The sequence below is a fragment of the Arthrobacter sp. Soil_C_60 genome, from assembly GCF_057656375.1.
Map to the genome: position 1 here is coordinate 141,032 of NZ_JBDGKM010000001.1, position 19,501 is coordinate 160,532.

Sequence of the window (19,501 nt, forward strand, 5' to 3'; positions counted from 1 at the left end):
AGTGACAAACGTTCGCCCGAATGTATCGCAGGACCGTGCTAGTGCCTTGGCAGCTGTGCAAGCGTCGGCGGTGTCTTGCCGAATGCGATCGGAGCAGCACCTATGACGCGGCGGGTAAAGGGTGTACGTCCTGCCGGCGAGTATGCGGTCTTTGAAGGTCGTGAATTCGATGCCACGGTGGCAGATCCTGAAGCACGCACGATCATGCTGGCCACGGTCGCTAAGGTGGCACCCGGACCGGGATGGTCCAAGAACCGAGCGGTGGGTGCAGGACAATTTAGATTTACACGCGTTGTCGACTACAAGATATTAGAAAAATGGGAATCTATCGGTGCGGTGGCGAATTGGAAGGGCTACCGACTGACGATTGTTGCGTTTACTGATGATGGGCTGGCCGTTGCCTATGCCGACGCGGATTGGCACCGTGCACTTCGCGAGTTGAAGCCGCTCGTGGAGCAAGCCGGGTTGAAGTACTCGTTCAATGGACCAGGCGATATTGAGGTAACAGTGCCCGTATCTGAACTAACAGACTTGCAGGAGACAGGAATCCGCGACAATTTCGTCGAATACAAGAAATGGGGTTGGTGATGAGGAACCGGCAACCTTGTGACGTGGGGTTCCTGTCGCTCCAGTAGGCTATTGCCTCGACAGAGACCGTGGAGGACTGCCAGGAGGATCCGAATGATCGATGCCCAGACGTATTGTTCCTGCGGACGTCTGGAAACCGCACGGCTACTTTTGACGGGCCTGAACAGGCAACCCCCGGCCTGAAGATTCGTCAATGACCCCGCGGATCAATGGCGCCCGGTCAGCCGGACAGTATGCGATTTTCGAAGGCCAAGAGCGTTAAGCCATGGTTGCCGATTTCGACGCTCACACTGTCGGGGAGAGAGAGTTCCTTTGTTGGGCCGGGTGACATCCGTGTGACGGTACCGCTGTCCGAACTGCATGATTTGCGGGAGACCACGGTCCGCGATGTGTTCGCGCTCAACAGGAAATACGGATGGTAGGACCGGGATATTGCCGGCTTAAGGAAGGGAATGCTCATTATGGTAGCGATCTTGCAGAAAGCCGTGCACGGCTATGACCTGGAACAGTATTTGGGCAGGTCAGCGGATCTGCTGGCAGGGTTTGTGCTCCCTGCTGCGCAGCTCGCCGGGTTGACGCCGGCGCAACTGCACTCGGTCCATGGGCTTGGGTTTCCCGGATCGCCGTTCCCTGCCGCCCCGGAGTGTGTAGATGTCCTCCGGTTTCCCGCCCCGTCAGGGGAGTCTCTCCATGATGCTGCAGAACCGGAAGTGCGCGATCGTCCTCCGTATACCGGGACGGGATTCGCCGGCTGGGAGGGAGGCATGCCTGTCCCCGTGTACTACTTGGACCCGGTACGAGTGCCCGCCGGTGCGGAATTGTGGAGGATCAGCGGCCACGGCACCGAATCCCTCCTAGGGGTCTACCCTGATGCAGCTTCCGGCTGGGTGCCGGTGGCATGGGACGGCCCGGCGGCGCAGGAGAAGTTGTTGCCGGAGGATGTGCTGGGCACCCTTGCTGTTTGGAATTTCAATCCCTATGTAGCCGATGTCGTGGACGGTGGCGGAGCCGTGGTGTTATGCGCCTCCGAGCGGCCCGATGACGAGGAGCCGGAGAAAGGAGATCTGGATGAGGACGAGTTCTGGGAGCCATGGACGCAGACTGCTCGAGGGCTGTGGCGAAAGAAGGTAGACATCGGTGAGGTTACTGACCTATTTGAGGGAATTTGGACGTGCACCTTCCGCGGTCTGCCCTGCCGGGTCACTGCTCACGGGCGAGATCAGCAGGGGCAGGACATTTTTAAGTTGCATTACATCGGTCATGACGCTTCCTTCGCGGAGGCCATGGAGCTGAATAAGTCCGATGCCGGCGTTTACTGGGCTGTGGCGGCCCGCAGCGAAGTTGGCGACCTGAAGGAAACCCAGCTCCGCCCGGCGCAATTCGCGCGTTGACCGGATCCAGCCAGACGGTATGTGCCGTTGAATCACCCTCTGGGGTGCCGGAAGAGTTAACTGCTAGGGCGACATTGCGCCGAGCTTGTGAGCTAAGGCGGCGCTGAACCGCTGGTTCGGTCCCGGGAGAGTCCTGAGTTTAAGAGCGGTTCGATGATGTCCGCATGCTCCCTGCCCCAAGCAAGGAACACGGCTGGAGGTAACGCCGACGGCCGATGTCCAGTACAAAAGGCATTCAGTCGGCGGCCGAGGAGTCGCACGCGCTGTGGGCACTACGGATCCGGGACCGGCTGAAAGATGCCCGCAAGGCAGCGGGCTTACAAGGTCATGACTGCAAGTAGCGTCAGCGCCCTGTGTCCGACACCACCGTTTTAGGACGTGAGCGACTGCGGCATTTAGAATAGGAAACTGTGCGCTTATTGCGCAGCAGGATTCCCCGAAAGAAGGACGATCAGTGTCTAACTCAGTTGCGGACCGGGAGCAGCGCCCGTTGCGGGTCGCCATCATCGGAGCCGGCCCTGCAGGTGTCTACGCTGCCGACATTCTGACCAAGGCCGAACGCGACTTCGAAGTCAGCATCGACCTCTTCGACCAGTACCCCGCGCCCTACGGTCTGATCCGCTACGGTGTTGCACCGGATCACCCCCGGATCAAGGGCATCGTGAACGCACTGCACAAGGTGCTGGACCGCGGTGACATCCGTTTCCTGGGCAACGTCAACTATGGGCGGGACCTGACGCTGAAGGACTTCCGCGACTTCTACGACGCGATCATTTTCTCCACCGGTGCCATTAAGGACGCGGACCTGAACATTCCCGGCGTCGAGCTTGAAGGCTCCTTCGGAGCCGCGGACTTCGTCTCCTGGTACGACGGCCACCCGGACGTTCCCCGCGAGTGGCCGCTGGAGGCCAAGGAAATTGCGGTCATCGGCAACGGGAATGTGGCCCTCGATGTTGCCCGTGTTCTCTCCAAGCATGCCGACGATCTGCTGACTACCGAGATACCGGACAACGTCTACCGGGGCCTGAAGAATTCACCGGTGACCGATGTCCACGTTTTCGGCCGCCGCGGTCCGGCGCAGGTGAAGTTCACGCCGCTGGAGCTGCGCGAACTCTCTCATTCCCGGGACGTCGACATTGTGCTTTACCCGGAGGACTTCGACTTCGACGAAGGCTCGGACGAGCAGATCCGCTCCAACAACCAGACCAAGACGATGGTCAATACGCTCACCAACTGGCTTGTGGAGGAGCAGGACACCGGGGCTTCCCGCCGGCTGCACCTGCATTTCCTGCACACCCCGGTGGAAATCGTCGAGGGTACGGGCGACGGCGCCGGCAAGGTTGCCGCGATGAAATTCGAGCGCAACGAGCTGGATGGTACCGGCAATGTCCGGGGCACCGGCGAGATTGTCGAGTACCCGGTCCAGGCCGTCTACCGCGCCATCGGCTACTTTGGCTCAGAGCTGCCCGAGGTCGGTTTCGACGAACGCCGCGGCGTCATCCCGAACGAGGGTGGCCGCGTGATCGACACCGAAGGCAATCCGGTGCCGGGCATCTACACTACGGGCTGGATCAAGCGCGGCCCCGTCGGTCTCATCGGCCACACCAAGGGTGACGCGCTGGAAACCATCGGTTTCCTTTTGGAGGACCGGCTGGATCTGCCTGCGGCGAAGAACCCCGGCGAGGACGCCATCATCAAGCTGCTCGAAGAGCGCGGCGTCGAATACACCACCTGGCAGGGCTGGCTGAAGCTGGATGAGTATGAGCGCAAGCTCGGTGCCGATTTCGCGGCGGCGAACGACGACGGCGGTGCTCCCGCCGTCCAGCGCGAGCGCGTCAAGGTTGTGCCGCGAGACGAGATGGTGCGCGTCTCCCGCGGCTGACACCCGGGAACGTCGGGCGGACGCAGCGTGTGCGCCCGAACGCTAGTTAGTTCCGTCAGCTACGGATTGACGTAGAAGCGCAGGACGTCGCCGCTGGGCAGCTCGAGCCGGATCTTGTTCCGGCTCGGAGTACTGATCCTCGCTTCCGGATAGACCGTCCGCAGGCTGTTGATCAGCGGCTCCGGACCTTTGTCCTGAGCGGCCAGCCCCGAACGCGTTTCTTCGGCCGGTCTGCGTCGGCCGGTCAGCTTAGCGGTGCTCCGTTGCAGCCAAGTCTGTGTTGTAGCCACGATACCCATCCTCAGTTGATGGCTTAACCGTTTCCGGCTGGTCCGACCCCCGTGCCGTCCCTATACCAGTATGCGAGCCATTGCTCTCTACCTTAGGACGGCACACCTAGAAAAAGTTGTGAAAATCAAACTTCATATTGCGCCGCACTATGCTGGGGTCCAGCAGAGCATCCAGCCAGGATGCCACGGAGGACGAGGAGCGCGCAGGGGCATGGCCAGACCGCAGAATCTCCAGCGCAAGCCGCAGCTGCTGGCGGGCATTCTGGATTATTTGCAGGACAAGAACCTTGCTGGTCTGTCCTTCCGGTCCTTGGCGGAAGGGCTGGGGATCAGCAGCTACATGCTCGTCTACCACTTCGGTACCAGGGAACAGCTGGTCGCCGAAATTGTGGCCCAGGTCCAGTCCGGGCTGGCAGCGCCACCGAGGGGCCAAATGCTCCAGCTGGCACCCGAGGGGTTCCGGGAACAGATGCTCCAATTGTGGAGCCGGTCCATGACGGCCCGCGGGCGGCAGCTCCAGCGGCTGGGTTTCGAAGCGGCGATGCAGGACCCGGAAGGGGCATTCGGCAGCCACTCCGCCGACCTCTATGGCGCCTGGCGGGACGTGGCCACCGCTTGGCTACAGGCGAACGGGGTGGGGCCGGAGGCTGCAGAGGTTGAAGGCCGCCTTTTCGCCGCAGGTGTGCACGGCCTGCTGTATGAGCACGTACTGACAGGCCAGACGCAGCAAACGACGGCGGCCTTCCGCCGATTGCTCGATCGTTACCTCTCGTGCGCTCAGTCTTCCCCTACGCTGGAACGGTGACGAACAATATTCCACTCAATGATGAACAATCCGCCCGGGTCGTAGCACTCGCCATGGACCTGGCACGTGAAGGCAACACCGGTGAACTCTCGGAGTTTCTCGACCATGGTCTGCAGGTGGACGTGCTCGATTCGGACCGCAACACCCTGCTGATGCTCGCGGCCTACCACGGGCACGAAGAGACTGTGGCGATGCTGCTGGAGCGCGGAGCCAATCCTGACATCCGTAATGTCCGCGACCAGTCGCCGATTGCCGGCGCGCTGTTCAAGGGCGAAGATGCGGTCGTGGTCAAACTTCTGGCCGCGGGCGCCGACCTCGATGCCGGTACGCCGACCGCGCGCGACGCAGCCAAGATGTTCGGCCGGGAGCACTTGCTCGAGAAATGAGAAATGCCCGGGACCAGCCGCATGGCTGATCCCGGGCATCTTCTTTGGCCCTTAGACCGAGTCGGAGTTTACGTCCGTCTCGGAAAGCTTGCCGGCGCGCAGTGCCTCAATGGCCTTGCGGACGCCTTCGCCGTAGGCCGGATCGGCCTTCGTGCAGTTGGCGATGTGCCGCTCGATGGTCGCTTCGGAAGCCCCGTCGATGCCGCGCGCGGTGTTCTCGAAGAGCACCTGCTTCTGCTCGGCAGACATCTTCTCGCGGAACAGGATGCCGGGCTGCTCGAAGTAGTTGTCGTCGTCCTCGCGGTAGTTGAACCGGTCGGCCTGTGCTCCCACGGCCAGTGCCGGCTCGCGGTACGCCGACTGCTGCTGCCAGCGGCCGTAGGAGTTCGGCTCGATGCCCGGGGTGGCACCCTGGTTGCCATCAACACGCATGGCACCGTCACGGTGGTAGGAGTTGACCAAGCCGGCGCCGCGCGGGTAGTTCACCGGGATCTGGTGGTGGTTGACACCCAGGCGGTAGCGCTGCGCGTCGCCGTAGGAGAACAGGCGGCCCTGCAGCATCCGGTCCGGGGAGAAGCTGATGCCCGGAACAACATTCGCCGGCGAGAAAGCGGCCTGCTCAACATCGGCGAAGTAGTTCTCCGGGTTGCGGTTCAGTTCCCACTCGCCAACCTCAATCAGGGGATAGTCCTTCTTGGACCAGACCTTCGTGAGGTCGAACGGGTGGTACTTGTACGTCTCCGCGTCGGCCTCGGGCATGATCTGGACCATGAGCTTCCACTTCGGGAAGTCGCCGCGGTCAATCGAATCGAGCAGATCGCGCTGGTGCGATTCGCGATCGTCACCTACGAGCTTGGCAGCTTCCTCATCGGTGAGGTTCTTGATGCCCTGCTGCGTACGGTGGTGGAACTTAACCCAGAACCGCTCACCGGCGTCGTTGATGAAGCTGAAGGTGTGCGAGCCGAAGCCGTGCATGTGGCGGTAGGAGGCCGGGATGCCGCGGTCGGACATAACGATGGTGACCTGGTGCAGGGCCTCAGGCAGGTTGGTCCAGAAGTCCCAGTTGTTCTCGGCGTTGCGCAGGTTGGTGCGCGGGTCGCGCTTCACAGCGTGGTTGAGGTCGGGGAACTTCAGCGGATCGCGGAAGAAGAACACCGGGGTGTTGTTGCCGACCAGGTCCCAGTTGCCCTCTTCAGTGTAGAACTTGACGGAGAAACCACGGATGTCGCGCTCGGCGTCGGCTGCGCCGCGCTCTCCGGCAACAGTGGAGAAACGGGCGAACAGTTCGGTCTTCTTGCCGACCTCGGAGAAGATCTTGGCGCTGGTGTACTTGGTGATGTCATTAGTCACCGTGAACGTGCCATAAGCACCGGAGCCTTTGGCATGCATGCGGCGCTCGGGGATGACCTCGCGGTCGAAGTGCGCCATCTTCTCCAGGAACCAGACGTCCTGCAGCAGCATGGGGCCGCGCGGGCCGGCGGTCAGGCTGTCCTGGTTGTCCGCGACGGGCGCGCCCGCAACGGTTGTCAGCGGCTTGGTGTTTTCAGCCATGTGTTCTATTGCTCCTTGTCGGATCTTCCATTGTGAAGGTCTTTTTGGCAGTGCAGGCCGGACAGATGCCCCAGTACGTGACCTCGGCTTCGTCAATCGTGAAGCCGTGGTCATCGGAGGCCGAGAGACACGGTGCGGCGCCAACAGCGCAGTCCACGTCTTCGATCCCTCCGCATGACCGGCACACCAGATGGTGGTGGTTGTCGCCAACCCGGGCCTCGAAGCGGGCCGGTGAACCTGATGGCTCGATCCGGCGCACCAGCCTGGCATCGGTCAGCGCCGCGAGCACGTCATAGACGGCTTGCTTCGAGACAGTGCCGAGTTCGGCCTTCACCACACCAGTGATGGTGTCGGCATCGGCGTGCGGGTGGGCACGGACGGCCTCCAGCACTGCAGTCCGTGGACGGGTCACGCGAAGCATGGCTTCACGCAGCAAGTCCTCCGGCTCCCTCATATCGACCATGCACCGATACTTTCATGTTTTCTGGAATGAGTCCAGAAAAGATTTCGCTCCGGGCGTGTCGGGGGTCACGGGAGAGCTGGGCGCTTCTACTGACGCACCAATGGTCCATCATCGTCCGCAGGCGCCGCCCCATAGCCTACGATGACATTCACATGAGGAGGTGCGCACTTTATGGCTCCAGCCCAGGAATCCACGGTGCAGGTAGAAGGACGCGAACTCAAGATTCTGACGCGGGGCAGCGGGCCGGAAACCTTCGTCCTGGTTCCCGGTATCGGGGTCTCGCCGCGGTATTTTGCCCCGCTGGCCCAGGAACTGGCTGCCTTCGGTGCCGTGCACTCTGTTGAACTGCCAGGATTCGGCGGTACCAGGGCTCCACGGCAGGCGCTGTCGATGCCGGGTTTCGCCCGGCTGGTGCGGGGTGCGCTGGATTCTGCCGGCATTGGCCCGGGGGTGCTGGTGGGGCATTCAATGGGGTGCCAGATCACCGCGGAGATGACGGTTGCCCACCCCGAGTTGACGCGCGCCCTGGTGCTGCTGGGGCCGACGACGAACCGGAAGGAGCGAAGCGCCCTTCAGCAAGGGTGGCGGCTGTTCCAGGACACGCTGAGGGAACCACCACAGGTCAACTACGTGGTGCTGAGCGATTATGCGCGGTCCAGCAAACGTTGGTACTTCACCACCGTCCCCGAAATGGTCGGACACCGGCTGGAGGAAACTGTGGCAAAGATTGACGTGCCCACGCTGGTGCTGCGCGGTGAACGCGACCCGATCGCGCCGGGCGAGTGGGTTGCCGAACTTGGACGGGCCTGCCCTAGCGCGCGGATTGCGGAAGTACCGGGCGAGGCCCACGTGGCGATGTTCCGCCGGCCCAGAACAGTCGCGGCCTACTGCCTGGAACTGGCCGCACGGGCATGATCGACGGTCGGGCCCGAAGCGTCGGAATGACGCTGCGCCGTGGCTGGGCATGGCTGCAGGACTATGCCTATGTGGCCTATTGGCAGGTGCACGGCTTCCTGTTCCGTGATGATCCTGCGCCTTATCTGCAGGCAGCAGGTCGGGAGGACCAACCGGTGCTGCTTATCCCCGGCATCTACGAAAAATGGCAGTTCCTCAAGCCCATCGCCGAAGACCTGAGCCAGGCAGGCCACCCGGTCCACGTGGTGGAGCCGCTCGGATACAACCGGGGCACCGTGGCCAGGATGGCGGAACTGGTCAGCGCCTACCTGGCGGCAGCAGACCTGAAGAACGTGACCATCGTGGCCCACAGCAAAGGCGGGCTCATCGGCAAGTACGCCATGACCATGCCGGGTGCCGCCGGACGCATAGCCCGTATGGTTGCCATCAACACTCCGTTTTCCGGTTCCGTCTACGCCCGGTTCTTCCTGGTTCCCAGCATCAGGGCCTTCTCGCCCCGCAACGGCGCGCTGCGCTCCCTTGCCGCAGAACTGTCCGTGAACCACCGAATCACCTCGGTCTACAGCACCTTTGATCCCCACATCCCCGGCGGCAGCGAACTGCCCGGCGCGGAGAATATCGAGCTGGACCTGATGGGGCACTTCCGCGTCATCGGCGACGCTAAGGTCCTCGAGGTGATCCGCAGCGTGCTGTCAGGGAAAGGTGCTTCCGGCAACTAGAATCTCGTCCATGCCCAAACTCTTCGCCGACACCACTCCGCTCAAGGAGAGCCTGGATTTTCGGCGGATGTGGATCGGGACCTCGCTGTCCTCGATCGGAGCCCAGCTCACGCTCGTGGCGGTCAGCTTCGAGGTCTACCAGCTGACGCAGTCGACCCTCGCGGTAGGTGCCATCGGCATTGTCGGGCTGGTCCCGCTGGTGCTGGCGGGACTGTACGGCGGCTCGGTGGTGGACGCGCACGACCGCCGGAAGGTCGCCCTCTACTCCGGTCTGGTGCTCTGGGCCTGCGCCGGGCTGTTCGCGCTGCATGCCTGGTCGGGGCTGGGGCAGGTCTGGCTGCTCTACCTCCTGATTGCCATCCACTCCGCCGCGGCCGGCCTCAACCAGCCGGCCCGCAGCGCCATTGTGCCCCGGCTGGTCCGGCGGGAGATCCTGCCTGCTGCCAATGCCCTGACCATGATGACGTTCGGACTGGGCATGACCATCGGCCCGTTGCTCGCCGGTGTACTGGTGGCCAACGTCGGGTTCGGCTGGACCTACACCATCGACGTAGTGACCTTTACCGCCGCCATCTGGGCCGTGTTCCGGCTGCCGCCGATCCCGCCGGAGGGCGAGGTCCGCAAGGCCGGCCTCCGGTCGGTCCTCGAGGGGCTGCAGTTCCTGCGCACCCGGCCCAACATCCGGATGACCTTCCTGGTGGACATGGCCGCCATGGTCCTGGCGCAGCCCCGCGCCCTGATGCCGGCCATCGGAGCAGTGGTCATCGGCGGCGGGGAAGCGACGGCGGGAATCCTGCTGGCTGCGGTTGCTGCGGGCGCGTTTCTTGCGGCTCTCTTCTCCGGGCCGCTGGGCCAGATCCGCCGGCAAGGGCTGGCGGTGCTGTGGTGCGTGGCAGTGTGGGGAACCGCGGTCACGGCCTTTGGCGTCGTCGTCGTTCTTGCCGGCAAGGCCGAAGCGGCGGCGGATGGAAGCGTCAGCACCTGGCTGGTTCCGGCGGTGGCCTGCCTGATGGTGGCAGGGGCGGCGGATACCGTCAGCGGCGTGTTCCGCAACACCATCCTGCAGTCGGCGACGCCGGACGCCATGCGGGGTCGGCTCCAGGGCATCTTCATCGTCGTCGTTGCCGGCGGGCCGCGGCTCGGGGACGCGGTGGCCGGCGGAAACGGCGAGTGGCTGGGCGAAGGGTTCGCGGCCGTCGCCGGGGGACTGGCATGCATGTTGGCGGTCTGGCAGCTGCATAAATGGCAGCCGCGCTTTGCCCGGTATGACGATAGGAACCCGGAGCCGTAAGGAACACGGCGCCGCCGCTGTACGTTATATGGAGTGCCTGGTCAGAAGATGGCCGGGCATGCCACGCTGGTCACCGACGGCCGACGGCCGGCGTAGAAGGAGACCTGACGCGGTGCATAATCATTTCAACGGTTTGAAGACAGCCGGCTTGCTCGGCGTGCTGTTTGCGATCCTGCTGGGCATCGGTGCCCTGCTGGCCAGCGGCACGGGCAGCAGCAGCTGGATCTGGATTATGGCCCTGATCGGTGTCGGCACCACGGCGTACAGCTACTGGAACAGCGACAAGCTCGCCATCCGCGCCATGCAGGCGTACCCGGTCACCGAGCAGCAGCAGCCTCAGATGTACCGGATTGTCCGCGAGCTATCCACCCGCGCAAACCAGCCGATGCCGCGGCTGTACGTCTCGCCCACGCAGGCGCCCAACGCCTTCGCCACCGGCCGCAACCCGCAGAACTCCGCGGTGTGCTGCACCGAGGGCATTCTCCGCCTGCTCACCGAGCGCGAGTTGCGCGGGGTGCTCGGCCACGAGTTGATGCACGTCTACAACCGCGACATCCTCACGTCGTCGGTGGCCGCCGCCGTCGCCGGAGTCATCACGTCGGTTGCCCAGTTCATGCTGTTCTTCGGCGGCCGGGACCGCAACGCCAACCCCATTGCCCTGCTTGCCATGTCGCTGCTGGCGCCGGTCGCCGCCATGCTGATCCAAATGTCCATCAGCCGGACCCGCGAATACGACGCAGATGAAGACGGTGCGCAGTTGACCGACGATCCGCTGGCACTGGCATCCGCGCTGCGTAAACTGCAGTACGGCACCCAGCAGGCGCCCTTGCCCCAGGACCAGAAACTGGTCAACACCAGCCACCTCATGATCGCCAACCCGTTCCGCGGCGGCGGACTCAAGAAGATGTTCAGCACCCATCCGCCGATGGACGATCGTGTGGCCCGGCTGGAACGGATGGCGGGTCGGACCCTTGGCTAAGGAGCGGACCCGATGCGCCTGCTGCTGATCCGCCATGGCCAAACGCCATCGAATATCAAGGGCCTGCTGGACACTGCGATTCCCGGACCGGAACTGACCAGGCTGGGCCACAAGCAGGCCCGGGCACTGCCAAAGGCCCTCGACGGCGAGCCGATCGACGCGCTGTTCGCCTCCACCGCGATCCGTACCCAGTTGACCGCCTCGCCGCTTGCCACAGGGATGCAACTGGACGTTGAAATTCGCGACGGCGTGAAGGAAATCTCCGCCGGACAGCTCGAGATGCTCGGCGACACCGAATCGGTGCGGACCTACATGACCACTGTTTTCGCCTGGTCGGGCGGAGAGCTGGACCAGCGGATGCCGGGCGGGCCGGACGGCCACGAGACGTTCGGCCGTTTCGATGAGGTGGTCGCCGAGGCCGAGGCCGCAGGGCTGGCAACTGCCGCCATTTTCAGCCACGGAGCCATGATCCGCAGCTGGGCCGGAGCGAGGGCGGGAAATCTGAGTGTTCCGTTTGTTGCGCGTCAGATTCTCAGTAACACCGGCGTGGTCGTGCTTGAAGGCAGTCTGGCCAACGGCTGGAGGGCATTGACTTGGATGGGCCAGGCCGTGGGCGGAGCCGAGCTGGCGGATGCGTTGACCGACGGGCCGACGGGTGATCCGGTTCCCGCCCGGGAAGACCAGTAAGCATTCAGGCCGGTGGGCCGACTTGGCGCGGCAGCGGGACAGCGCTGCCGCGCCAAGAGTTTCTAGCGGTAGTTGATGAACTGGAGATCTACGTCCAGGTCAGCTGACTTCAGCATCCCCATGACTGACTGCAGGTCGTCCCGCGACTTGGAACTCACGCGCAGCTCATCGCCCTGGATCTGGGCCTTCACTCCCTTGGGGCCTTCATCGCGGATCAGCTTGGAGATCTTCTTGGCCTGATCCTGGGCAATGCCCTCCTTGATCGAGCCCTCGATCCGGTACTCCTTGCCGGAAGCGTACGGCTCCCCGGCGTCGAGGGACTTCAGCGAGATCCCGCGTTTGACCAGCTTGGACTGGAAGACATCCAGGACGGCCTTGACCCGTTCTTCGGAGTTCGCCTTCATCAGGATCTTCTCGCCGCTGAAGTCCACCTCTGCGCCGACGCCCTTGAAGTCGTACCGCTGCGCGATCTCCTTCTGCGCCTGATTGAGGGCGTTGGCAACTTCCTGGGTGTCTACCTTGCTGACGACATCGAATGATGACTCACTGGCCATGGTTCCTCCTTGGGGTGGGAAACGTACTCTGCCACTAGCCTACTGTCTGTCCTCAGACCCGGCCTGTATCTTCACAGCCCTCACTCAGGCTCCGCTCAGTCCCTATGCATCTTCCGGCGAAAGACTCGAATAATTGATTCACCAAGCGAAGCATCTAAGGAGACAGCCGATGTCCAGCCGCCAGCGGTACCTTGTCCGTTCAATGAGGGTAGCCGCCGGCTCATTCCTCACGGCCGCAACGGTGGCTACCCTGACGGTCATCGGTTCCGGACCGGCGGCGGCAAGTTCATCAACAGTGAATGCTGTGCATTCCCACCTCGCGGTGGCCGGAACTGGCACATTCATCCGGCGGGAATCCGATCTGCTGGAGAAGCAGCTTGCGGACGCCCGGTTGGCCAGCGGCCAGCAGGAGTCCGAACGTGAGGAGCGGTTGGCGGGACTGCGTGCCGAGATGGACCAGGCCGTCGCCTGGGGGATGGTGACGCAGCGGCAGGCGGACGGCTTCATTTCCCAGCTGGCCTCCCGCATTGACCGCGGGTTTTAGCTCGGAAAACAGGGGGTCAGGAGTTCGATTCGATTCTCGGCCCGATCTTCTGTAAGGTTGTCTTGCTTCCACTTACGGAGGCGGTCTTCAAGGAAGACGTTCGGCAGATTACCCGAGCGGCCAAAGGGGGCTGACTGTAAATCAGCTGGCAATGCCTACGGGGGTTCGAATCCCTCATCTGCCACCGGACGTAAGATCCCCGGAACTTCACAACTGTGAGGTTCCGGGATTTTTACTTAACGATCCACCTGCCTACTTCTCTCCGTCTCATATGTCCCAGATGTCAATTACGTCACATTTCGGCTCTCTTACAACACTGCGGCAACATTCCCTTGTGCACCGGGTGCGAGGACGTACTCTGTACATACCGCTCGCCGGTGGCCACAGTGACGTGGTCTTGCCAGATCTGCGTTCGCAGTCGTCAGGAGTACTAGATGGGACGAAAAAACGCGGCATTGACAAGTCTCCATGAACTCATGGGGTCTGCTCGGTCGGGTTATCCGGAGAAGGAACGTGCCTGGCCGGCACGGCTGGCCGTATGGGCCGGTGCCGTGGCGGTTGTTGCGCTAAGCGCAGGAACGCTGGTCGCGCCGGGAGCCGTTGCGGTCTCGGCGGGAGCCAACACTCTGGTGAGCCTCTGGGAGGAACTACCCGAGGATCTGCCGCTGGAGCGCTCATTGCCCCAGCACACTGTGCTGCTGGACAAGGACGGCAAGGAATTCGCCCGCTTCTACAGCGAGAACCGGATAGACATCGACGTCGAGGATGTGTCACCGACGTTCCTCGAAACACTGATCGATACGGAAGACGCACGCTTCTACGAGCACAACGGAGTGGATCCGTACGGCATTACGCGGGCGTTCGTGAACAACGCCGTCAATGCCAGCCAGCAAGGAGCTTCGACCCTCACCCAGCAGCTGGTCCAGAACATCCTGGTCAACAACGCGCGCGACGAGACCGAAGAATCGGTCGCCGTGGGAGACACCTACAACGCGAAGATCCGCGAGTCGAAGTACGCGGTCCGGCTCGAACAGCAGCTGAGCAAGGACGAGATCCTGAAGATGTACGTCAACGCGGTGTATTTCGGCAACCGCGCCTACGGCATCGAGGCGGCCGCCCGGATCTACTTCAACACCTCGGCGTCGAAACTCAACCTGACGCAATCGGCGTTGCTGGTCGGCCTGCTCAAGGGGCCCGCAGTCTACGATCCGGTGGTCCATCCGGAAGCGGCGACGATGCGGCGGAATACCGTGATCTCCGTGCTGGAGCACCGCGGGACGATCACCGCCGAAGAAGCGGATGCCGCTCAGGAAGCGCCATTGGGACTTGAGCCGGGATCTGTTCCCTCCAGCTGCGGCGACTCGGAGTATCCGTTCTACTGCCATCTGGTCCGCGAGGAAATTCTGACCAACCCGGCCTTCGGAGCCACACCCGAGCAAAGGGCTGACCGCCTATCCCGAGGCGGAATGACCCTGACAACGGGGTTGGACCGGCAGGCCATGGAATCGTCCCGGAAAGCGGTGACCAAAGCATTGGGCGATAAGAACCGAGCCGCCCTCGGCGTCGCCGTCGTTGAACCGGGAACCGGCCATGTTGCTGCCATCACCCAGAACCGCAAGTGGGGCAAGGGCAAGGGAGCAACCGAGGTGGTTTACGCCACCAGCGAGTTCCAAGTCGGTTCCTCGATGAAGCCGATTGTGCTGGGCACGGCCCTGAGCCAGGGGGTTCCTGCCTCGCAGCGTTACTCGGCGAACGGACCGTACTACTCGCCGTCGCTCGATGATCCGGTGGAGGGATTCCACAACTACGGATACATCAACCACGGCAGCGTGGATGCCTACGAGGCCATCCGCAAGTCCATCAACGTGTATTTCGTTCGGCTGATCGAACAGACCGGGGTGGTGGACGTGGCCAAGTTTGCCGAAATGCTGGGAGTGACGTCTCTGCCCACGGACAAGCTCAGCGGCCGGGAAGCCTCTCTGGCACTGGGAGCGTATGAGATTTCGCCACTGGAAATGGCCAACGCCTACGCCTCGTTTGTCAGCGGCGGCGTGGTGTGCAAACCGGTAACGGTGACCGCCGGGGTCCGCAGCGACACCGGCGAGAAGATCCCGGTTCCCGATGCCGACTGCCATCAGGGCATTGATCCGGGCGTTGCCGATACGGTCGCGGACGCTCTGAAAGAGCCGTTCAAGTCCGGCGGCACTCTCTCTGGCATGGGCAAACTCAAGGGGCGCGAGGCCGGGGCCAAGACGGGTACCACCAACGATTTCTCCGCCAACTGGATTGTGGGGATGACGCCGCAGTTCTCGACGGCGGTGTGGCTCGGCGACCCGCGCGGCGGCGGCCAGTATCCACTGGACGAAGTCGACGCCTACGGGACCACGTTCTACGACCTCACCGGTTCCGAGGTGGCGGGGCCCGTTTGGAAGGCCACGATGGAGGGTGCGCACAAGGGACTGCCGGCGGTTCCGCTGCCCGAATCCGCACCCGTCGGGGTAGGGACAGTCACGGCCAAAGCCATTCCCGACGTCCGCGGCCTGAAAGTAGACGAAGCCATCACGGTGCTGCTGCGGAACAACCTGACACCGGTGATTAATGAAGAGCCGGCCAAGGAGAATCCCCTGTATACACCGGATACGGTCACCGCGCAGACTCCGAGCCCCGGCAGCTCCTTGAAGTACCGGCAGGAAGTGGCGATCACTTTGAGTGCCGGCAGCGATACCTCGATCAGTGTTCCGGCCCAATAGCAGTTGAGGAGCCATCGTGTCTGTTTTCGAAAAGCGCCCAGGCATGGCACTGGCAGCCGGTGCCCTGGCCCTGACGGCTGTCGCAGGGAGCGGACTCTGCGCCCTGTATCTGTCCGGAACGCCTTTTGTCGCCTCCGAACAAGTTTCCGTTGAGGAAAAGGCGTCAGAAAGCACTGCCGCCAAACCGGTCTTCGCCGAGATCCGGGACATGCCGGCGGAAAAGGTACTGTCAGCAGCACTGGCGGAGCCGCCGAAGGGATGGCGGCCTTCCGGTACGCTGCAGCGCTCGGCGTCGCAGCCGGTGCCGTACTCCTGCGCCGTCAACGACACCGCCCCGTCGGTAGCCCTGTCGCGGCTGTTCAGCGTCGACGGCGATCGTGTCCAGGTTGTTACTGCCGCCTATACCGCGGGACTTGGCGCCGAGGTCATGCGGCAGCAGGTGAAGGAGGCGCAGTCCTGTGCCGGCAGCGCCGTGGCAATCAACGAGAGCAAAGTCGGCGGGAAAGATCCAGGCGTGGAAGCGCATCGTGTCTTTACCTATAAAGGCAGCAGCGCCGCCCAGGTAGTCTCCTTCCGCCGGGGAGATGTGCTGGCCTTTCTGGTCGGCGCGCCGGATGCTCCGCTGAGCCGGATCGCGAGGCAGCTGGATGATCATCTTGCCGCCGGGCTCAAAGACGTCTGCGTAGACCAGAAATCGGTAGCTGCGGATGCCTCGCGCTCGCCGTGGTCCGCCGCCGGATACAAGCCGTACACAGTCAAAGACACAGTGGCGGTCAGGGACGTGCCGTTGCCCACGGTGCCCGCCGGCTCAGGGATCGAAGCCGTTCCGCTGCCGGGACCCAAGATCAAGGTTGAATACGTCCAGCCGGCTGCGGATCCCTACTACGCGGTATGGCCGCCGATGCCCAAACGGATGGACGTTCCGGAACCGCCGAAGAGCCCGGCAAAGGCAGCCGTGACTGAAGCCAGCATCAGGATCTTGGCAGAGGACAAGCAAGGACCCGGCTGCGGCTGGGCGTTTACCGGGATGAGTCCCATGGTTTTCGACGCCAAGGAAGCTGAGCAGACGAATACCGAACGGCGCCGGGAGGCCAGCCAGAAGCTGGCGGCAGGTACCCAGCAGTGGCAGCAAAGCGTGCTCGACTACTGGACGGCGTACGACAAGTACAGCCAGGCCGCGGACGATTACAAGGGCTATGCCAAGGAAGTCCGCGAGGTCAACAAGGCCTGGGCGGACATCGGCGCCGATTGGGATGCCTACTGGGTTTCCTACGCGGCCTATGAAAGCGCCTTGGGGGTACGAGCGCAGTTCTTCCGGGACCAGGAGTATGCCGAACGGTCCTATCTGAACGCGCTGGCCCAGTGCGAGGCTGACAACCGGAGGGCGGCGGAGCAGCCCAAACCCAAGCCCAAGCCGGAGCCGGAAGACTCGGACGACAAGGACAAGGACGAGGAAGAGCCCAGGGAGGAGGAGCAGGAGCAACCGGAGGTGAGGCAGGTTGACTGCGACTCTGCCATCGGTGTTCCGGCCATCCTGGACTGGGCTCCGCCACCCGTACCGTCAGAGCCCGCACCGCCGGCCGACCCGCGCCCTGAAAACCGCCGCTAGGTAGCGGCCGGCGGAGGCTGCTTCAAGCAGCCTCCGCCCTGGCGAGGGGGTAGATGTCCCAGAGGAAGCAGGTGGCGTCCGCCTCCACAGCGTGCATCAAGTTGAAATGCAGCCATTTCCAAGCGGAGGCACCGTTATTGTCTGCGGGAGCGGGCGGACAGCTTCCCGGTGTATACCAGCTGCCGCGGCACCAAATGTGGTGCAGTTTGCCGTTGATAGTCGCGTACGGATCGTCGCCGGCGCTGCCCCTGGGCAAATCCAGCTTGGACCTCAGCGAGGCGGCCCGGCCAACGGCGTAGAGCTCGGTTCTGGACGGATCGTGGCCGAAGGGCAGCTCCTCCACTAGTTCATCAATCAGGGCCGTGCTGAGGGCGACCGCGTCATCGATAGTCGAACCCTCGGTCAGGATCAGTGCAGTCTGGCGTTCCATCGGTTGCTCCTTCGATTGTGGTTGATCCGTCAAAACCGAGATTAGGCGGCACCCGAGGCGGCGGATAGGGCGGCGGCGGACCTGTGGAAAACACGTGCACGATCCGGGCGCCGGACACCAGCGCTCATGCGCTGAGCGAACAGGGGGCGACATATTCGGCTGATCCCGTTAGCGTGGAAGCATGGCAACGATTAATATCACCGAAGCCCAGTTCCCCCAGACCATTGAAGAGAACGACATTGTGTTCGTGGACTTCTGGGCTGATTGGTGCGGCCCATGCAAGCAGTTTGCCCCCGTATACGATTCAGTCTCCGAACAGCACGAGGACATTGTCTTCGCGAAGGTAGACACCGAGGCCGAGCAGGGCCTCGCCGCCGCAGCCGGGATTACCTCCATCCCGACCCTGATGGCGTTCCGCGAGAAGGTCCTTGTCTTTTCGCAGCCCGGCGCCCTGAACTCGGGCCAGTTCACCGAACTGGTGGATGCCGTCAAGGGCCTGGACATGCAGGAAGTCCACGCCCAGGTGGCAGCCCAGCAGCAGCAGGCCCAGCAGGCCGACGCCGAGTAGGACTCTGCTCCCGCGCGTCGAAAAGCTCCCCGCCGTTCCGATACGGCGGGGAGCTTTTTGCTTGATCAGTGGAAGCGGTGGTCCTGCGGGGCCAGCCGCGGGCCGAAGGCCGGTTTGCGGAAGCCACTGAGGTAGAGCATCCGCACCACCCGCTGCCGGTGCCCGCGCCAGGGCTCAAGCAAAGCCAGCATCCCGGCGTCGTCCGTTTTCTTTCCGGTCAGGGCGTAGCCGACGAAGGCGGCCAGGTGGAAGTCCCCAACGGAGACCGAGTCCGGGTCGCCGTGGGTGCGCTGGGCGATCTCGGCGGCGCTCCACGGACCGATGCCCGGAACGGAACACAGCTTTGCCGCCAGTTCGGGGCCGGGGGAGAGCGCGGCCAGCCGCTCCAGGCCGGAGGCAACATTGCAGGCGCGAAGAATGGTGGCGGAGCGTTTGGCGTCCACACCGGCGCGGTGCCAGTCCCAGGACGGGACGCGCCGCCATTGCTCCGCCGAAGGCGCGACCTTCAGTCCCGCAGGGGCCGGTCCGGGAGCGGGCGTACCGTACTTGCTGACCAGGTAGCGCCAGGAATAGCGGGCTTCGATGGTGGTGATTTTCTGCTCCAGCACCACCGGAACCAGGGCGTCCAGGATGCGGCCGGTACTTGGCAGCCGCAGGCCTCGATGCCGCCGTCGCGGTTCGGTGACCAGCTTCGGGAGCGTGGCGTGGAACGCCGCCTGGTCGAAGGCCGTCCAGTTATCAGCGGCGCCCAGCAGGGCCGGCAACCCGGGCAAGGCTGCTTCGGCGCCGGGGCCCCACGCGAGGACCCGGATGACGGCCGGATCGGCGCCGCCATTGGAGCCCGCTTGCTCGCTGGCCAGGCGCAGCGTCACCGGCCCTTGGGCAGTGGCGAAAGCCAGCCACACGCCGTCGTGCGTGGTTTGAAAGGTAGGGTCCTGCTTGCCGCGGGGAATGATGCCCAGGGTTCCGGGCAGATCGTAGCCGGCAGGAAGTTCCACCGTTGCCGCGGCATCTGCGGTCGGGGCAGCGGTGGCGGCAAACGTGGAAGGCACCTATCCATGGTCGCACGCGTCGGGCAGGGCAGGGCGGCCGGCTTGAG

20 protein-coding genes and 1 tRNA gene are annotated in these 19,501 nt (G+C 63.5%); 15 read left to right on the forward strand and 6 right to left on the reverse strand.

Annotated elements, in window-relative coordinates; translation table 11 throughout:
• Positions 1–102 precede the first annotated feature (102 nt).
• The 3 genes from AC3A4M_RS00690 to AC3A4M_RS00700 all read left to right on the forward strand — a co-directional run bounded on the left by AC3A4M_RS00690 (position 103) and on the right by AC3A4M_RS00700 (position 3,861).
• Complete coding sequence (locus AC3A4M_RS00690) at positions 103–588, forward strand: hypothetical protein (protein ID WP_498733193.1); 486 nt, start codon at positions 103–105, stop codon at positions 586–588.
• Between the two features lie 452 nt (positions 589–1,040).
• Entirely contained in the window at positions 1,041–1,979 is a 939-nt protein-coding gene (locus tag AC3A4M_RS00695; RefSeq protein WP_498733195.1) for a hypothetical protein, read from the forward strand.
• 454 nt (positions 1,980–2,433) lie between these two features.
• Entirely contained in the window at positions 2,434–3,861 is a 1,428-nt protein-coding gene (locus AC3A4M_RS00700) for an FAD-dependent oxidoreductase (protein ID WP_498733197.1), read from the forward strand.
• Between the two features lie 59 nt (positions 3,862–3,920).
• On the opposite strand, the gene AC3A4M_RS00705 is transcribed toward AC3A4M_RS00700, so the two are convergent.
• Complete coding sequence (locus tag AC3A4M_RS00705; RefSeq protein ID WP_498733199.1) at positions 3,921–4,151, reverse strand: hypothetical protein; 231 nt, start codon at positions 4,149–4,151, stop codon at positions 3,921–3,923.
• Positions 4,152–4,362: 211 nt separating this feature from the next.
• Here AC3A4M_RS00705 and AC3A4M_RS00710 point away from each other — a divergent pair, with 211 nt between their 5' ends.
• The gene (locus AC3A4M_RS00710; RefSeq protein ID WP_498733201.1) at positions 4,363–4,956 is read left to right on the forward strand and encodes a TetR/AcrR family transcriptional regulator; all 594 of its coding nucleotides are present in this window, start codon (positions 4,363–4,365) and stop codon (positions 4,954–4,956) included.
• A gap of 53 nt (positions 4,957–5,009) precedes the next feature.
• Positions 5,010–5,342: an ankyrin repeat domain-containing protein gene (locus AC3A4M_RS00715; protein ID WP_498734071.1), complete on the forward strand. Its 333-nt coding sequence runs from the start codon at positions 5,010–5,012 to the stop codon at positions 5,340–5,342.
• 51 nt (positions 5,343–5,393) lie between these two features.
• On the opposite strand, the gene AC3A4M_RS00720 is transcribed toward AC3A4M_RS00715, so the two are convergent.
• Positions 5,394–6,893 (reverse strand): catalase, encoded by a 1,500-nt coding sequence (locus AC3A4M_RS00720; protein ID WP_498731002.1) that lies wholly within the window; start codon positions 6,891–6,893, stop codon positions 5,394–5,396.
• The gene (locus AC3A4M_RS00725) at positions 6,886–7,356 is read right to left on the reverse strand and encodes a Fur family transcriptional regulator (RefSeq protein ID WP_498635843.1); all 471 of its coding nucleotides are present in this window, start codon (positions 7,354–7,356) and stop codon (positions 6,886–6,888) included. Before AC3A4M_RS00725 ends, AC3A4M_RS00720 begins: the two co-directional genes overlap by 8 nt.
• Positions 7,357–7,527: 171 nt before the next feature.
• Between AC3A4M_RS00725 and AC3A4M_RS00730 the strand changes: the two genes are divergently transcribed.
• From AC3A4M_RS00730 to AC3A4M_RS00750, 5 genes are all read left to right on the forward strand, one after another.
• Positions 7,528–8,271 carry an alpha/beta fold hydrolase gene (locus AC3A4M_RS00730; protein WP_498733204.1) on the forward strand — a complete coding sequence of 248 codons (744 nt, stop codon included), beginning with the start codon at positions 7,528–7,530 and terminating at the stop codon, positions 8,269–8,271.
• Between the two features lie 26 nt (positions 8,272–8,297).
• Positions 8,298–8,990, forward strand: a complete 693-nt coding sequence (locus AC3A4M_RS00735; protein ID WP_498733206.1) for an esterase/lipase family protein — start codon at positions 8,298–8,300, stop codon at positions 8,988–8,990.
• A 10-nt stretch (positions 8,991–9,000) separates the two neighbouring features.
• Positions 9,001–10,281 (forward strand): MFS transporter, encoded by a 1,281-nt coding sequence (locus AC3A4M_RS00740; protein ID WP_498733208.1) that lies wholly within the window; start codon positions 9,001–9,003, stop codon positions 10,279–10,281.
• A gap of 112 nt (positions 10,282–10,393) precedes the next feature.
• On the forward strand, positions 10,394–11,260 hold the full coding sequence (htpX, locus tag AC3A4M_RS00745; RefSeq protein ID WP_264668713.1) for a zinc metalloprotease HtpX: 867 nt from the start codon (positions 10,394–10,396) through the stop codon (positions 11,258–11,260).
• Between the two features lie 12 nt (positions 11,261–11,272).
• Positions 11,273–11,947: a histidine phosphatase family protein gene (locus tag AC3A4M_RS00750; RefSeq protein ID WP_498731009.1), complete on the forward strand. Its 675-nt coding sequence runs from the start codon at positions 11,273–11,275 to the stop codon at positions 11,945–11,947.
• Positions 11,948–12,009: 62 nt separating this feature from the next.
• Here AC3A4M_RS00750 and AC3A4M_RS00755 read toward each other — a convergent pair whose 3' ends face one another.
• Entirely contained in the window at positions 12,010–12,501 is a 492-nt protein-coding gene (locus AC3A4M_RS00755; RefSeq protein WP_498733211.1) for a YajQ family cyclic di-GMP-binding protein, read from the reverse strand.
• Between the two features lie 169 nt (positions 12,502–12,670).
• Here AC3A4M_RS00755 and AC3A4M_RS00760 point away from each other — a divergent pair, with 169 nt between their 5' ends.
• The 4 genes from AC3A4M_RS00760 (at position 12,671) to AC3A4M_RS00775 (ending at position 17,404) form a co-directional block, all read left to right on the forward strand.
• Positions 12,671–13,045, forward strand: coding sequence for a hypothetical protein (locus tag AC3A4M_RS00760; protein ID WP_498733213.1), 375 nt, complete (start codon positions 12,671–12,673; stop codon positions 13,043–13,045).
• Between the two features lie 102 nt (positions 13,046–13,147).
• Positions 13,148–13,229: transfer RNA gene (locus tag AC3A4M_RS00765), tRNA-Tyr, on the forward strand.
• 250 nt (positions 13,230–13,479) lie between these two features.
• Positions 13,480–15,795, forward strand: coding sequence for a penicillin-binding protein (locus AC3A4M_RS00770; RefSeq protein WP_498733215.1), 2,316 nt, complete (start codon positions 13,480–13,482; stop codon positions 15,793–15,795).
• Between the two features lie 16 nt (positions 15,796–15,811).
• Positions 15,812–17,404: a hypothetical protein gene (locus tag AC3A4M_RS00775; RefSeq protein ID WP_498733217.1), complete on the forward strand. Its 1,593-nt coding sequence runs from the start codon at positions 15,812–15,814 to the stop codon at positions 17,402–17,404.
• A 22-nt stretch (positions 17,405–17,426) separates the two neighbouring features.
• Here the strand turns inward: AC3A4M_RS00775 and AC3A4M_RS00780 are convergent, their stop codons facing one another.
• Positions 17,427–17,834, reverse strand: a complete 408-nt coding sequence (locus AC3A4M_RS00780) for a hypothetical protein (protein ID WP_498733219.1) — start codon at positions 17,832–17,834, stop codon at positions 17,427–17,429.
• 181 nt (positions 17,835–18,015) lie between these two features.
• Here AC3A4M_RS00780 and AC3A4M_RS00785 point away from each other — a divergent pair, with 181 nt between their 5' ends.
• Entirely contained in the window at positions 18,016–18,402 is a 387-nt protein-coding gene (locus tag AC3A4M_RS00785) for a thioredoxin family protein (RefSeq protein ID WP_498635834.1), read from the forward strand.
• A 65-nt stretch (positions 18,403–18,467) separates the two neighbouring features.
• On the opposite strand, the gene AC3A4M_RS00790 is transcribed toward AC3A4M_RS00785, so the two are convergent.
• Complete coding sequence (locus tag AC3A4M_RS00790) at positions 18,468–19,454, reverse strand: DNA-3-methyladenine glycosylase family protein (protein WP_498733222.1); 987 nt, start codon at positions 19,452–19,454, stop codon at positions 18,468–18,470.
• Between the last annotated feature and the right edge of the window lie 47 nt (positions 19,455–19,501).

Bases quoted from the DNA above. Each gene is read 5' to 3' on its own strand.
- AC3A4M_RS00690 (WP_498733193.1), top strand. From the start codon at position 103: ATGACGCGGCGGGTAAAGGGTGTACGTCCTGCCGGCGAGTATGCGGTC.
- AC3A4M_RS00695 (WP_498733195.1), top strand. From the start codon at position 1,041: ATGCTCATTATGGTAGCGATCTTGCAGAAAGCCGTGCACGGCTATGAC.
- AC3A4M_RS00710 (WP_498733201.1), top strand. From the start codon at position 4,363: ATGGCCAGACCGCAGAATCTCCAGCGCAAGCCGCAGCTGCTGGCGGGC.
- AC3A4M_RS00715 (WP_498734071.1), top strand. From the start codon at position 5,010: ATGGACCTGGCACGTGAAGGCAACACCGGTGAACTCTCGGAGTTTCTC.
- AC3A4M_RS00720 (WP_498731002.1), bottom strand. From the start codon at position 6,893: ATGGCTGAAAACACCAAGCCGCTGACAACCGTTGCGGGCGCGCCCGTC.
- AC3A4M_RS00725 (WP_498635843.1), bottom strand. From the start codon at position 7,356: ATGGTCGATATGAGGGAGCCGGAGGACTTGCTGCGTGAAGCCATGCTT.
- AC3A4M_RS00730 (WP_498733204.1), top strand. From the start codon at position 7,528: ATGGCTCCAGCCCAGGAATCCACGGTGCAGGTAGAAGGACGCGAACTC.
- AC3A4M_RS00735 (WP_498733206.1), top strand. From the start codon at position 8,298: ATGACGCTGCGCCGTGGCTGGGCATGGCTGCAGGACTATGCCTATGTG.
- AC3A4M_RS00740 (WP_498733208.1), top strand. From the start codon at position 9,001: ATGCCCAAACTCTTCGCCGACACCACTCCGCTCAAGGAGAGCCTGGAT.
- AC3A4M_RS00750 (WP_498731009.1), top strand. From the start codon at position 11,273: ATGCGCCTGCTGCTGATCCGCCATGGCCAAACGCCATCGAATATCAAG.
- AC3A4M_RS00755 (WP_498733211.1), bottom strand. From the start codon at position 12,501: ATGGCCAGTGAGTCATCATTCGATGTCGTCAGCAAGGTAGACACCCAG.
- AC3A4M_RS00760 (WP_498733213.1), top strand. From the start codon at position 12,671: ATGTCCAGCCGCCAGCGGTACCTTGTCCGTTCAATGAGGGTAGCCGCC.
- AC3A4M_RS00770 (WP_498733215.1), top strand. From the start codon at position 13,480: ATGGGACGAAAAAACGCGGCATTGACAAGTCTCCATGAACTCATGGGG.
- AC3A4M_RS00780 (WP_498733219.1), bottom strand. From the start codon at position 17,834: ATGGAACGCCAGACTGCACTGATCCTGACCGAGGGTTCGACTATCGAT.
- AC3A4M_RS00785 (WP_498635834.1), top strand. From the start codon at position 18,016: ATGGCAACGATTAATATCACCGAAGCCCAGTTCCCCCAGACCATTGAA.